The sequence below is a fragment of the Flavobacterium sp. CR10 genome (assembly GCF_055814415.1).
Genome location: NZ_CP185985.1, coordinates 1,538,934 through 1,552,660 on the forward strand (window position 1 = coordinate 1,538,934; position 13,727 = coordinate 1,552,660).

At 33.5% G+C, this 13,727-nt stretch carries 12 protein-coding genes and 1 riboswitch; of the genes, 11 read left to right on the plus strand and 1 reads right to left on the minus strand.

Going from position 1 to position 13,727, the window contains the following annotated elements:
• Nucleotides 1-49: 49 nt before the first annotated feature.
• The 7 genes from ACNRYB_RS06995 to ACNRYB_RS07025 all read left to right on the plus strand — a co-directional run bounded on the left by ACNRYB_RS06995 (nt 50) and on the right by ACNRYB_RS07025 (nt 8,421).
• Nucleotides 50-1,138: a homoserine dehydrogenase family protein gene (locus ACNRYB_RS06995; RefSeq protein ID WP_473729626.1), complete on the plus strand. Its 1,089-nt coding sequence runs from the start codon at nt 50-52 to the stop codon at nt 1,136-1,138.
• Nucleotides 1,139-1,793: 655 nt separating this feature from the next.
• A complete protein-coding gene (locus tag ACNRYB_RS07000; protein ID WP_091128295.1) occupies nt 1,794-2,009 on the plus strand; it encodes a hypothetical protein in 216 nt (71 codons plus the stop codon).
• A 191-nt stretch (nt 2,010-2,200) separates the two neighbouring features.
• Nucleotides 2,201-2,308: riboswitch (SAM riboswitch) on the plus strand.
• Nucleotides 2,309-2,385: 77 nt separating this feature from the next.
• Nucleotides 2,386-3,369 (plus strand): alpha/beta fold hydrolase, encoded by a 984-nt coding sequence (locus tag ACNRYB_RS07005; RefSeq protein WP_473729627.1) that lies wholly within the window; start codon nt 2,386-2,388, stop codon nt 3,367-3,369.
• Between the two features lie 2 nt (nt 3,370-3,371).
• Nucleotides 3,372-5,786: a bifunctional aspartate kinase/homoserine dehydrogenase I gene (gene thrA, locus ACNRYB_RS07010; protein ID WP_473729628.1), complete on the plus strand. Its 2,415-nt coding sequence runs from the start codon at nt 3,372-3,374 to the stop codon at nt 5,784-5,786.
• Nucleotides 5,787-5,995: 209 nt separating this feature from the next.
• Nucleotides 5,996-6,421: an OsmC family protein gene (locus tag ACNRYB_RS07015; RefSeq protein WP_026728534.1), complete on the plus strand. Its 426-nt coding sequence runs from the start codon at nt 5,996-5,998 to the stop codon at nt 6,419-6,421.
• Nucleotides 6,422-6,557: 136 nt separating this feature from the next.
• Nucleotides 6,558-7,730: a trans-sulfuration enzyme family protein gene (locus ACNRYB_RS07020; protein ID WP_184157957.1), complete on the plus strand. Its 1,173-nt coding sequence runs from the start codon at nt 6,558-6,560 to the stop codon at nt 7,728-7,730.
• A 280-nt stretch (nt 7,731-8,010) separates the two neighbouring features.
• Nucleotides 8,011-8,421, plus strand: coding sequence for an RrF2 family transcriptional regulator (locus ACNRYB_RS07025; protein ID WP_008466594.1), 411 nt, complete (start codon nt 8,011-8,013; stop codon nt 8,419-8,421).
• A 91-nt stretch (nt 8,422-8,512) separates the two neighbouring features.
• Here the strand turns inward: ACNRYB_RS07025 and ACNRYB_RS07030 are convergent, their stop codons facing one another.
• Nucleotides 8,513-9,295 (minus strand): sulfite exporter TauE/SafE family protein, encoded by a 783-nt coding sequence (locus ACNRYB_RS07030; RefSeq protein WP_473729629.1) that lies wholly within the window; start codon nt 9,293-9,295, stop codon nt 8,513-8,515.
• 311 nt (nt 9,296-9,606) lie between these two features.
• Between ACNRYB_RS07030 and ACNRYB_RS07035 the strand changes: the two genes are divergently transcribed.
• The 4 genes from ACNRYB_RS07035 (at nt 9,607) to ACNRYB_RS07050 (ending at nt 13,690) form a co-directional block, all read left to right on the plus strand.
• Nucleotides 9,607-10,509 (plus strand): sulfite exporter TauE/SafE family protein, encoded by a 903-nt coding sequence (locus tag ACNRYB_RS07035; protein ID WP_473729630.1) that lies wholly within the window; start codon nt 9,607-9,609, stop codon nt 10,507-10,509.
• Between the two features lie 26 nt (nt 10,510-10,535).
• On the plus strand, nt 10,536-11,246 hold the full coding sequence (locus tag ACNRYB_RS07040) for a phosphoadenylyl-sulfate reductase (protein WP_473729631.1): 711 nt from the start codon (nt 10,536-10,538) through the stop codon (nt 11,244-11,246).
• A gap of 149 nt (nt 11,247-11,395) precedes the next feature.
• Nucleotides 11,396-12,295 carry a sulfate adenylyltransferase subunit CysD gene (gene cysD / locus ACNRYB_RS07045; RefSeq protein WP_008466601.1) on the plus strand — a complete coding sequence of 300 codons (900 nt, stop codon included), beginning with the start codon at nt 11,396-11,398 and terminating at the stop codon, nt 12,293-12,295.
• Between the two features lie 150 nt (nt 12,296-12,445).
• A complete protein-coding gene (locus tag ACNRYB_RS07050) occupies nt 12,446-13,690 on the plus strand; it encodes a sulfate adenylyltransferase subunit 1 (RefSeq protein WP_473729632.1) in 1,245 nt (414 codons plus the stop codon).
• The last annotated feature ends 37 nt before the right edge of the window (nt 13,691-13,727 follow it).

Consider the following 13,727-nt stretch of genomic DNA (forward strand, 5'->3'; position numbering starts at 1 on the left):
AATGAACTTATATTACTTATATGGTAAAATATTTAAAATGTTAGAAATTATGTCAAAGCTTAAAATAAACATTATCCTTTTCGGAATTGGCAATATCGGAAGTACTTTGATTAATCAGATTATCGAAAGTCAGGAGTTTTTCCTTGAAAGTAAAAACATCGATTTTCATTTTCCAATAATAACCAATTCGACGGTTGCTTTTTTTGAGAAAGAAGGTGTAGGCTATTCTTGGGAAACCAATTTTAGACAATTGGCAGTTCCTTTTAAAGTAGAAGATATTGTCGAATTTGCACAAGAAAACGAATTTGAAAACTTAATTGCCGTAGATGCAACAGCGAGTGATGAATTGGTGAAACATTATAATACGCTAATCAAAAACGGATTCAATATTGTAGCAGTAAACAAAAAAGCTAATACGCTTCCGATTGACTTGTATAAAGAACTGCGAGCAGATCTTAAAAAGTATGATAAAGAGTTTTTGTATGAAACCTCGGTCGAAACTGGAATCCCTGTTTTACAGACCTTAAGAGATTTGTATTATTCGGGCGAAAAAATTACGAAGATTCGAGGTGTTTTCTCCGATAATTTGAGTTATGTCTTTAATCGATTTTCATCAGAAGAAGTTTCTTTTTCATCTGTTCTAAAAGACACAAGCCTTTTGGGATTAATGAAATCAAATTTTAAAGAAGATCTTTCTGGAAATGATACGGCAAGAAAGCTTTTGATATTGGCCAGAGAAATAGGAAAAGATTTTGAGCTTTCAGATATTGAAATAAAACCTTTTATAACCGAAGAACATTTGGAAAAAAATGGAGTGCTCGACAAAGTGGCTGTAGATAAATCTTTTAAAATTGCCAAAATAACTCAAGCAGAAAATCATGTGCTTAGATATGTAGGAGAATTTGATGTAGAAAAAGGCACTTTAGAAGCCAAATTAATTTCGGAACCAGTAGATTCTCCAATTGGACAATTGAAAGGATCTGACAATATTTTTGAAATTTATACCAAATCTTACGCCGATATTCCGATTGTAATTCAGAGTGCTCCGCCATGCAAACAGGCAATTTCGAGAGGAATTATAACCGATATTCTAAAAATTGCAGAAAAAATTAGAAGCAAAGAAGCAGTTTGGCTTTAATTTTTTAGAAAAAGGTAAAAAAGTTCTTTGATAAATTGATTTGTCAAATGGAGTTATGAAGAAAAGCAAGCTTGTTTTGTAAGTTTTTTACTTGTATTATTTCGTTTTCGTTTTTGTAAGATGTTTTTTGACGTTAAAAAATTGATTTTTAACGATTTTTGTAATTAAATTCTTGAATTTAATTTGTGTAATAAAAAAAATAATTGCATATTTGTTATACCCAAAAACTACTAGAAATCAAATGAACTTAAAAGTCAACAAAATGTTTTGTGCCATTTCGGTTAAGACCGAGGCTGGGGTGTCTATTGCTTAAAAAAATTGTAAGAATACAATAATAATATAGTAAGAGCCTCCCAAGAAATTTTGGGAGGCTTTTTAATTTAATACAAATGCAGAATTTAAATAAAATACAATATAAATCACAGATGAATAAATCCTTACAGATGAATAAATCCTTACAGATGAACAAGATGTTTACTGTCGCGCTTATTTGCGCATACGTCTGTTGATACTAAAAGTATACGTGAGTGTAAAAACTTAAACCCTTTTGGTATCTGAAAATCCAAAAGGGTTTTTTTATTCCAGAAAGCGATTTAACAAAAAGATAAACGAGAAATAAAGATTATAAAACACAACTTAACTAAAACTTAATATCATGAGCACATTGAACTACTTAGCAGAAAAAATTTCAAATTTGAAAAACAGAAGGACAAGAAAAAATAATCCGCCGCCAACAAACGAATTGGCTCATCCGAGATTCGGAATAACAGAGGCTGGAATCACAGAAGAAAGTAAAGGAGCTAAGAAAAAAGCACCAAACTCTTTATTGTTTTTGATGTATTCAAAAGAAAATGATACGCTTTTTATCTAAACAGAAGAAGCATCATAAACTAGGGTAAAACCTGCTTAATTTTACTGGGCATTTTTGTTCGGTAAATTTTTGCGTATAATAGTTTTTGCTAAAGTAAGTCTCAGAAATTTAACAAACACTTTTAGATAAAATTTGTTTGTTAGAGAAAATAGTAGTTAATTTGCACTCGTTAAGTTCAAACAAATATTGAAATGTTATAAAGAAAGGACGAGGGATTAGACCCGATGAAGCCTTAGCAACCCTTCGGTAAAACGAAGAAGGTGCTACATTCTACCACGCCAAACGTGGAAAGATAACAACAAGATTTTTTCTAGTTAAACCTAGTTTTTCTTTCTAATATTTCCATATACAAATCAATAATACAACAGATTTGAAATTGGAAAATATACCAAACCCTATTATAATTCAAGATTTCATCACAGAAAGTGGTGCAACCTATCATTCTATACCATTAAGTTTTACACTGTCAGGACAGCCTTTGCATAGTGCGCCTATTGTTTTGGTCAATCATGCCTTAACAGGAAATGCACAGGTAACTGGCGAAAACGGCTGGTGGAATGACTTAATTGGCGAAGGTAAAACCATCGATACTGCTGTTTATACCATTTTAGCCTTTGATATTCCTGGAAACGGAAGCAATTCTTTCTTGATCGAAAATTATCTTGACTTTACAGCCAGAGATGTTGCAAGAATGTTTGTTGAAGGTATAAAAGCTTTACATATCGAAAAACTTTTTGCGGTTATCGGAGGTTCTGTTGGAGGCGGAATTGCATGGGAAATCATTGCTTTGGCACCAAATATTACAGAAAACCTTATTCCGATTGCGAGCGACTGGAAATCTACGGACTGGCTCATCGCCAATTGCTTCCTGCAAGAACAGATTTTAAACAATTCTTCAAAACCAATTGAAGATGCCAGAATACATGCCATGCTTTGTTATCGTTCGCCAGAATCATTCAAAGAAAAATTCCAAAGAACAATCAATCAAGACCTTTTGATTTTTAATATCGAAAGCTGGCTGGCACATCACGGCAAAAAATTGCAGAAAAGATATCAGCTGTCTTCTTATAAATTAATGAATCAGTTGCTTAAAACAATTGATATCACTAGAAATAGTGAAAGTTTTGAAAACTTATTATCTAAAACAGAAGCTTCAATTCATATTATCGGAATCAATTCAGATTTGTTTTTTACAGCAAAAGAAAACGTAGAAACTTATGAAGAATTGAAGAAGTTTAAAGACAATGTTTTCTACAGCGAAATTGATTCGGTTCACGGACATGACGCTTTTTTAATCGAGTACAAACAATTAGATCATTTACTTGCCGACATTTTTAAGGCAGAAACAATAAAGAAATAAAAATGAAAGTATTAAAATTTGGAGGTAAATCATTAGCAAACGGAGAAGGACTTAACAAAGTTGTTTCAATCATTTCAGATAAAGTAAATCAAGGTGAAAAAATTGCCGTTGTAGTATCTGCGCGCGGAAATGCGACAGATGAGCTTGAATTTATCTTAAGCATTGCTGCTAAAAATGGCAGTTATAAAGAATTATTAGAGAATTTTAAAAAATATCAAATATCAGATTACCCGCAAGTTGATTTGTCTGAAGAGTTTAATGTCTTAGACAAACTTTTTGAAGGTGTAAGTTTAATCGGCGATTACAGCAAAAAAATCAAAGATCAGATTTTGTCAAAAGGAGAATTGCTTTCGGCTAAATTATTGACGGCTATTTTGTTGGAAAAAGGAATTCCAGCCAATTTTGTGGATACAAGAGAATTATTGAAAACCGATTCTAAATTTGGCGATGCACAGCCATTAGAACAGCTTTCAAAGAAAAACGTAGTAAATTATTTTAAAGAACATAACGGAGAAACGGTTAATATAGTTACAGGTTTCATTGGATCTAATAACAACAACGACACAACTACTTTAGGTAGAAATGGCAGTAACTATACCGCTTCGTTAATCGCAAATTATTTAAATGCCGAAGAATTACAAAACTTTACGCACGTAGACGGAATCTACACAGCAAATCCAGATTTAGTGGCAGACGCTAAGAAAATCGAATATTTATCGTTTAATGAAGCAAATGAGTTGGCAAATTTCGGTGCGACGATTCTTCATGCTAAAACGATTATTCCTTTGTTGGAAAAGAATATTCCGCTTCGTATTTTAAATACTTTCAATCACGAAAATCGCGGAACTTTAATTACATCAGATTCTTCTAAAGAAGGAATTAAAACACTTTCTGTTTTAGAAAATGTTTCTCTCGTAAATCTTGAAGGACGAGGATTGCTTGGAAAAGCTGGAGTTGATGCCCGAATTTTTAAAGTGATGGGTGATCATAATATCAGCGTGAGTATCATTTCTCAAGGTTCTTCAGAAAGAGGAATCGGATTGGTTGTGGCAACAGAAAAAGCTACTCTTGCAATGGTTGAATTAGAAAAAGAGTTTGAAAATGACTTTTATTCTAAAGACGTAAATCAGATTACAGTTACAGATAACGTATCGGTAATTTCAATTATCGGACAGGATTTGAGCACTTTCCATAAACCTTACACTGCTTTAATTAAAAATAAAATTGTTCCGATTTTGTTTAACAACACTGTAACGGGTAAAAACGTGAGTTTAGTTGTTAAGAAAGAGGAGTTAAACAAAGCATTAAACGTAATTCACGGAGAGATTTTTGGAGTTTCTAAGAAGATCAACATTGCAATTTTCGGCCACGGATTAGTTGGAGGAACTTTAATCAATCAGATTTTAGAATCGGCTGCAGCGATTGAAAAGCGTAAAGACATTAAGTTGAATGTTTTTGCTATAGCGAATTCTAAAAAATTGCTTTTAAACAAATACGGTGTTACCAGCAACTGGAAAAATGATATTGAAACTAAAGGTGAAGCATATACAATTAAAGATATTATTGCTTTCGCTAATGAGCACCATTTAGAAAACTTAATTGCGATTGACAATACTGCAAGTGCAACTTTCGTTGAAAATTATATTCCGCTTGTAGAAAGCAGTTTCGATTTGATTTCTTCTAATAAAGTAGCCAATACATTGACTTATGGTTTCTACAAAGAATTGAGAAAAGCTTTGGCAGAAAACCAAAAGAATTATTTGTATGAAACTAATGTTGGTGCAGGTTTACCGTTAATTGATACTATTAAATTATTGCACCTTTCAGGAGAAAATATCACAAAAATAAAAGGAGTTTTCTCTGGAACATTAAGTTATTTATTCAATAATTTCTCTGCGAAAGATGCGCCTTTCAGCGAAATTTTGCAGGAAGCAATTGATAATGGATATACAGAACCAGATCCGCGTGAGGATTTATGCGGAAATGACGTTGGTAGAAAATTATTAATTTTAGCTAGAGAATTAGATTTGCAAAATGAATTCGAAGAAATCTCAATTCAAAATCTAATTCCAGAGCACTTACGTGAAGGAAGCGCTGCCGATTTCTTGACGAAATTAAAAGAGTTCGATCCGATTTATGCTAAAATAAAAGCAGATCAACAGCCAAATCACGTTTTAAGATATATTGGTGAATTGTCTGGAGATTTACAAAATGACAAAGGAAATCTAGAAGTAAAATTAGTTTCAGTACCAAAAGATACTGCATTAGGTGGATTAAAAGGTTCTGATTCTTTCTTCGAAATTTACACAGAATCTTACGGAGATCGTCCAATCGTTATTCAAGGAGCTGGTGCAGGTTCTGCAGTAACAGCGAGAGGAGTTTTCGGAGATATTTTGAGATTGTCGGATAAAGGATAATTGATTTTAGATTGCAGATTTTAGTCCCGATAGCTATCGGGATAGATTTAAGATTTGTAAACCTAGTTTGTCATTTCGACGAAGGAGAAATCTCTGCAAGTAGCTCGACAAAGTAATGTCAATCTTTGTCGATTTAGCAACGAAGATTTCTCCTTTCAGTCGAAATGACAAAATTGAGAAGAATAAAAAACAAAAAAAATAACAACACAATGAAAGTAACTTTAAACAGAGTAAATGACGCATTTCATTTTAAAGTAAAAAATGAACGCGGACACGTAGTTGACGTTGATAGCAGAGCCGAGTTTGGCGGAAGCGATTTAGGTGCAAGTCCAATGGAATTAGTTTTAATGGGAGTTGCAGGATGCAGCGCTATTGATATGATTTCGATCTTGAAAAAACAGCGTCAGGAAATCACTTCTTTTAATGCTGAGGTTGAAGGAACACGTGTTCAGATTGAAGAAGCAAAACCTTTTAAAGAAATCGATGTGGTTTTCTATTTAGAAGGAGAAATCAATCCGGAAAAAGCAAAAAAAGCGGCACAGCTTTCTTTTGAGAAATACTGTTCAGTAGCCAAAACAGTTGAGCCAACAGCTACGATTAAATACAAAGTTGTATTGAACAACGAAGCTTTATAAAATTAGATAATTAGTCAATTAGATAATTTGAAAATGCTCAGATTGAGCATAAATAATTGACTTGTTTTTAGTTTAGGTTTTAGTTTGTAAAACTTGAAACCTTAAACCTGAAACAAAAAAACAAAAACAACACACAATGAATACAGAAGAATTTGGTTTTGAAACACAAGCCATTAGAACACATTTAGAAAAAACACAATTTCAGGAACATTCAACGCCTTTGTACCTGTCTTCAAGTTTTATATTTGAAGATGCAGAGGATATGAGAGCTTCATTTACAGAAGAAAAAGTTCGTAATATTTATTCTCGTTTCAGCAATCCAAATACAACTGAATTTGTTGACAAGGTTTGCGCAATGGAAGGAGCGGAAGCGGGTTATGCCTTTGCAACAGGAATGGCAGCAATCTATTCTACGTTTGCTGCATTGTTAGATTCTGGCGATCACATCGTTTCAGCAGGAAGTGTTTTTGGATCAACTCACGCGTTATTCATGACGTATTTCCCAAAATGGAATATTGAAACAACCTATTTTGATATCAATAAACCAGAAACAATAGAAAGTTTCATTAAACCTAATACTAAAATTTTATACGCAGAAACACCAACAAATCCTGGTGTAGATGTAATTGATTTAGAATTATTAGGTCAAATTGCAAAAAAACACAATCTGATTTTAATAATTGACAACTGTTTTGCAACACCATATATTCAGCAGCCTATTAAATACGGTGCTCATATCGTAGTGCATTCGGCAACAAAATTAATAGATGGTCAAGGTCGTGTTTTAGGAGGCGTTGCAGTTGGAGAAGCGGAGTTAATTCGAAAAATTTATTTGTTTTCAAGAAATACTGGTCCAGCAATGTCTCCATTTAATGCTTGGGTTTTATCTAAAAGTTTAGAAACTTTGGCTGTTCGTGTAGATAAACATTGCGAAAATGCTCTAAAAGTAGCTGAATTTTTAGAAAGTCATCCAAACGTCGAAAGTGTGAAATATCCATTCTTGAAATCACATCCAAAATATGAAATTGCGAAAAAACAAATGCGTTTAGGAGGAAACATTATTGCAATCGAAATTAAAGGTGGTCTTGAAGCAGGAAGGAAATTTTTAGATAAAATTAAATTATGTTCTCTTTCGGCAAATATTGGCGATGTAAAAACTATTGTAACGCATCCAGCTTCTACAACGCATAGTAAATTATCTGAAGAAGATCAATTGGCGGTAGGAATTACGCAAGGTCTTGTTCGTGTTTCTGTTGGTTTAGAAACCGTTGAAGATGTAATTGCAGATTTGAAACAAGCGCTTTCTTAAATTTTAGATTACAGATTTTAGACTTTAGATTTTCAATTTCTATATAAAGACGATTTTTGATAGTAAGATTTACTATTGAAAATCGTCTTTTTTGATTCTTGGGTTTTTATAAAAAGTCTATTTTTGTATGTTTAGAAGAGAATAAACGAAGTAATCTGATAGAATTAGTAGAATTTAACTTTATTCTTTTGTGATAGTTCGAACAAAAAGCATATTTTTGTTGTTTAATAATTTACAGCAATCAGTTAACTCTTGAAAAGCTGAAATCTAAAACATAAACATGCTTTCAAAAAAGACAAAATACGGAATCAAAGCTTTGACTTATTTAGCCAGACGCGAAAATAACGAACCCGTTCAGATTGCCGAAATTGCGAAAAGCGAACATATTTCGATAAAATTTTTAGAAAGTATTTTGTTGTTACTAAGAAATTCAGGTTTCTTAGGTGCGAAAAAAGGAAAAGGCGGAGGATATTATTTGATAAAAGATCCAAAAGATATCAGTATGGCAAAAGTCTATCGTATCTTAGAAGGTCCAATCGCGTTATTGCCTTGCGCAAGTCATAATTTCTACGAAAGATGTGATGACTGCGATGATGAATCAACTTGCGCAGCGCGCCGATTAATGACAGAAGTCCGCGATAATACACTTAAAATATTAGAAAGTAATTCTTTGGCAGACATTGCGTTTTAATTTTTCACCATATAAGTAATATAAGTTCGTTCAGACTTTGTCTGCAATTTTTTAAATGAACTTATATTACTTATATGGTTTAAAAACTGAACTAAAATATCAATTTATATCCAGCCATAAAAAGCATTACGGCGATTGCGTTTCTAAGAAATTGATCGGGAACTTTTCCGCTTAACATACTTCCGCAATATATTCCAGGAAGCGATCCCATCAACAATTGTCCTAATAAGCCAATATCTAGATTTCCCATTGAAGCATGTCCGATTCCAGCAACTAAAGTTAAAGGAACAGCATGTGCAATTTCAGTTCCCACTAATCTTGGTGTTGGCAGTAATGGATAAAGGAAAAATAAAGTTACAGTTCCTAAAGCTCCAGCTCCGATAGAAGTCAATGTTACGGTAGCTCCCAATAAAACTCCAATTCCAATAGTCAGCATATTTTGAGTAGTGCTTTCGCTGTGGAATTTATCACCAGCATGTTTCTGAGAAAATTTCAAAAGCCTTTTTTTGAATATAATAGCAACAGAAGTAAATAATAATGCCCAGCCTAAACTGTATTTAATAACTCTATTGATGGTTTCAATATCAGTTTTTATGCTGTTTAAAATCCATAATGTCAATAAAGCGGCGGGAACGCTTCCTAAAGTCAGCCAACCCGTAATTTTCCAATTGATGTTGCCTTTTTTGTTGTGTACAAATACACCTCCGGCTTTAGTAAACGCGGCATATAATAAATCGGTTCCTACCGCGGTTGTTGGCGGAATATTAAAGTATAATAAAATTGGCGTCATCAAAGAACCGCCTCCTACACCAGTTAACCCAACAATAAATCCAACTACTAAGCCTGCAATGACAAGACCAATCTGAAAATCCATAAAAAAAATTTGGCGCTAAAATAATAACATTTTTACAATTATCCTATAGATTTGGTAGAGATTAAATGTGTATTTTTACAAATCACAAAATTAGGCTGTGCTGTTAAGATTTTAAGGAGCAGTGCATAATTTGTTAAATTAATTTACTAATCGTTCTTTAAATGTCTTGTATGTTGGTTTAGAGTAGAATAGCTATTGTAAAAAAGTAAATATATTGTTTTGATATTTCAAAATATGTAGTACATTTGCAAAGTAATCTACTAAGCCGATAGGGTAATGGATTTTTAAGAGCAAAAACAAATTCTTAAAACATGGAAAATGAACTTAAGTTAAACAACACAGCGGTAAAGTCTAATGCTTTATCAAAGGAAAATTTATGGGTTGTGATACCTGTACTTTTGTTGTTAGGTTTAGTGGCTACACTAATTTATAATCATCACGCTGAGTTTTCTTGGGATGGTTTAGTGCAAGGATTTGATCACAATCTTTTAGCATTCTTCTTAATTGGTGTTTTTGCTCAATTAGTAGATGGTGCTTTAGGAATGGGATATGGGGCCACTTCAACATCGTTTTTATTAGCCTATGGAGTTCCACCAGTTGTGAGCAGTACAGCAGTTCACGTTTCAGAAATGTTTACAACGGGAGCGTCGGCACTTTCTCATCATAGATTCGGAAACATCAATAAAAAACTGGTAAAACATTTATTGATTCCGGGAGTTTTGGGTTCTATAACAGGAGCTTATTTATTGTCTGATGTAATTGACGGTGATGTTATTAAGCCTTTTATTGCAGTTTATATGATTGTTTTGGCTTCGATTATTATCAAAAAAGCGTTGAAGAAAAATGTTGAAAAAAAGAAAACTAAAAAATTAGGCGTTTTAGCTGTTTTTGGTGGTTTTATGGATTCAGTTGGTGGTGGAGGCTGGGGGCCAATCGTAACTTCAACATTATTAGGAAGAGGAAGAAACCCGAAATATACAATTGGTTCTGTTAATGCTGCTGAGTTTGCAATTTCATTTGCAAGCGGAATCACATTCATGCTTTTTGGAGGAATTCACGGCTGGCAGGTTATTATCGGATTAATTGCTGGAGGGGTTATTGCAGCGCCAATTGCGGCATTTTTAGTGACTAGAATTAAAAGAAAACCAATGATGATTGCAGTTGGGGTTCTAATTATATTGTTGAGTTTAAAAACATTATCTAAATTATTGTAAAAGATAATTTTAGAAAGGAAGAGATTATGAGTGCGATTATTGTACAAGAATTATTAGAGAAAACGAAAGTGCTTTCGCTTGACGAAACCTTAGTTTTTTTAGCAAAAGAATTTCCGGGAAAAGTAATTTTTTCGACTTCTTTCGGACAAGAAGATCAAGTAATTACTGATTTTATTGCAAAAAGTAACACAGATATTAAGGTGTTTACTTTAGATACAGGAAGATTATTTCAGGAAACGTATGATGTTTTTCATAAAACATTAAAAAAATACAAAAGACCAATCGAGGTTTATTTTCCAGAAGCGGCATCAGTTGAAAAACTATTGCAGGAAAAAGGTCCAAACAGCTTTTACGATTCAGTTGAAAACAGAAAAGAATGCTGTTTTATTCGAAAAGTAGTTCCGTTACGAAAAGCTTTGGCAGGAAATTCAGTTTGGATTACAGGATTAAGAGCAGAACAATCAGAAAACAGACATGATTTAAGTCTGTTTGAATACGATGGAAACTTCGAAATCATCAAATTCAATCCGTTACTAAAATGGACTTTAGAAGAAGTTGAAACGTATTTATCGGAAAACAATGTTCCGCAAAATGCTTTACACAAACAAGGTTTTGTAAGCATTGGATGTGCGCCTTGTACGAGAGCGATTTTTCCAGGAGAAGACATCAGAGCCGGAAGATGGTGGTGGGAATCAAGCCATAAAGAATGTGGGTTGCATAGCGCTAAGAAAGAATAGACTTTTTAGAAGTAAGAAGAAAGAGGCAAGACTTTTTTAGAGAATAGAAAATAGATTATAGAATAAAGAGTGGGGATTTTTAGATCAGGCAACTTGAAACTTTAAACCTGAAACAAAATTTTCACAACAAAATATCAAACAAAAAAACAATGAGTTCAGTATTAAAAACAAACGCTTTAGAGAGTGAAGCGATATACATTTTCAGAGAAGTAATTTCACAGTTTGACAAACCGGTTTTACTTTTCTCAGGAGGAAAAGATTCTATTACATTGGTGCGTTTAGCGCAAAAGGCATTTTTCCCTGCTAAGATTCCGTTTCCTCTTTTGCACGTTGATACGGGACACAATTTTCCTGAGACAATTGCTTTCAGAGATAAATTGGTAGAAGAATTAGGTTTAGAGTTGATCGTTCGTAATGTTCAGGATGCTATTGATGAAGGAAAAGTAGTTGAAGAAACTGGAAAATACTCAAGCAGAAACAGTTTACAAACAACAACACTTTTAGATGCAATTGAAGAATTTAAGTTTGATGCTTGTATTGGTGGTGCGCGTCGTGATGAAGAAAAAGCAAGAGCTAAAGAACGTATTTTCTCTGTTCGTGATGATTTCGGACAATGGGACGAAAAAAATCAGAGACCTGAGTTGTTTGATATTTTAAATGGAAAAATTGAAAATGGACAAAACGTTCGTGTTTTCCCAATTTCAAACTGGACAGAATTAGATGTTTGGAGTTATATCGAAAAAGAAAAAATCGAGATTCCATCAATCTATTTCTCACATAAAAGAAAAGTTTTTTTGAGAGACGGTTTAATCTGGTCGCATTCTCCTTTTGTGTACCAAGAAGAAGACGAACAAATCGAAGAAAGAATTGTTCGCTTCAGAACCGTTGGAGATATGAGCTGTACCGCAGCTGTTGAATCTTACGCAGCAACAATCGAAGAAGTGGTTGGAGAAATCAGATCATCAACCATTTCTGAAAGAGGAGCCAGAATCGATGACAAACGTTCTGAAGCTGCAATGGAGAAAAGAAAACAACAGGGATACTTTTAAGTTGTTGGTTGATAGTTTTTAGTTGACAGCTGAAAACTTCAATAATTACAACAAGAAGACAAAAAAACAGATTAAATACATTTTGATGGTTTTAGTTGATGTTTAGAAAAACCAACAACCATAAACCAACAACCAACAACATAAATTAGAATGGACGTTTTAAAAATAGCAACAGCAGGAAGTGTAGATGACGGGAAAAGTACTTTGATTGGAAGATTATTGTACGATACAAAATCGTTGACAACTGATAAAATAGAAGCAATCGAAAAAAGCAGTAAACAAAAAGGATACGATTACCTTGATTTTTCTTTGGCAACAGACGGATTGGTAGCAGAAAGAGAACAAGGAATCACGATTGACGTTGCGCATATTTATTTTTCGACTGCAAAGAAAAGTTACATTATTGCCGATACTCCGGGTCACGTAGAATATACAAGAAACATGGTTACAGGAGCTTCGACTTCTCAGGTTTCGATTATTTTAATTGATGCCAGAAAAGGCGTTATCGAGCAGACTTACCGTCACTTTTTCATCAATAATTTATTGAGAGTAAAAGAAGTAATTGTTGCGATTAACAAAATGGATTTAGTTGATTATTCAGAAGAAGTTTTCAATAAAATCAAAGCTGATTTCGAGGCTTTAAATGCAAAAAGTACTTTCAAAGAGCAAAACGTAAGTTACATTCCGTTAAGTGCAATCAATGGTGGAAACGTTGTGGACAAATCAGAAAATATGCCTTGGTATAATGGACAAACTGTTTTAGAACATTTAGAAGGATTACATTCTCATGATGTTTACGAAGCAGGAAAAGCACGTTTCCCAGTTCAGACGGTTATTCGTCCAAAAACAGAAGAATACCACGATTTTAGAGGATACGCAGGAAAATTATATGGTAACTCAATTAAAGTTGGAGATGCTGTAACAGTTCTTCCATCGTTAACAGAATCAAAAGTATCTAAAATTCACTTTTTTGATAAGCAATTTGATGAAGCCACAGCAGGTTCTTCAATTACAATCGAATTAGAAAATGATATCAATGTTACGAGAGGCGATATGATTGTAAAATCAAGCGAGCTTCCAAAAATTGAAAAAGATATTACGACAACAGTTTGCTGGATGGACAGCAAAAAACTCGTTCCCGGAACAAAATACTTGGTACAACATAATACAAATAGAGTTTTAGCAAAAGTAGAAAGCATCAAAAATACTATTGCAACAGATTATTCAGGAACAACTCCGGCAACACAATTAGCAATTAACGAAATCGGAGAAGTGAGCATCAAATTAAGCAAACCGTTATATTTTGATCCGTACAACGAAAACAAATCAAACGGAGCTTTCATCTTAATTGATACAGCAACAAACACAACAGCAGGAGTAGGATTCATTCGCTAGTTGATAGTTGATGGTTTTTGGTTGATAGTTATCTGCC

Excerpts from the sequence above, each read along its gene's own strand:
- ACNRYB_RS07035 (WP_473729630.1), top strand. The coding sequence starts at position 9,607 with ATGGAAAATGAACTTAAGTTAAACAACACAGCGGTAAAGTCTAATGCT.
- ACNRYB_RS07050 (WP_473729632.1), top strand. The coding sequence starts at position 12,446 with ATGGACGTTTTAAAAATAGCAACAGCAGGAAGTGTAGATGACGGGAAA.
- thrA (WP_473729628.1), top strand. The coding sequence starts at position 3,372 with ATGAAAGTATTAAAATTTGGAGGTAAATCATTAGCAAACGGAGAAGGA.
- ACNRYB_RS07015 (WP_026728534.1), top strand. The coding sequence starts at position 5,996 with ATGAAAGTAACTTTAAACAGAGTAAATGACGCATTTCATTTTAAAGTA.
- ACNRYB_RS06995 (WP_473729626.1), top strand. The coding sequence starts at position 50 with ATGTCAAAGCTTAAAATAAACATTATCCTTTTCGGAATTGGCAATATC.
- ACNRYB_RS07025 (WP_008466594.1), top strand. The coding sequence starts at position 8,011 with ATGCTTTCAAAAAAGACAAAATACGGAATCAAAGCTTTGACTTATTTA.
- ACNRYB_RS07020 (WP_184157957.1), top strand. The coding sequence starts at position 6,558 with ATGAATACAGAAGAATTTGGTTTTGAAACACAAGCCATTAGAACACAT.
- ACNRYB_RS07040 (WP_473729631.1), top strand. The coding sequence starts at position 10,536 with ATGAGTGCGATTATTGTACAAGAATTATTAGAGAAAACGAAAGTGCTT.
- cysD (WP_008466601.1), top strand. The coding sequence starts at position 11,396 with ATGAGTTCAGTATTAAAAACAAACGCTTTAGAGAGTGAAGCGATATAC.
- ACNRYB_RS07030 (WP_473729629.1), bottom strand. The coding sequence starts at position 9,295 with ATGGATTTTCAGATTGGTCTTGTCATTGCAGGCTTAGTAGTTGGATTT.
- ACNRYB_RS07000 (WP_091128295.1), top strand. The coding sequence starts at position 1,794 with ATGAGCACATTGAACTACTTAGCAGAAAAAATTTCAAATTTGAAAAAC.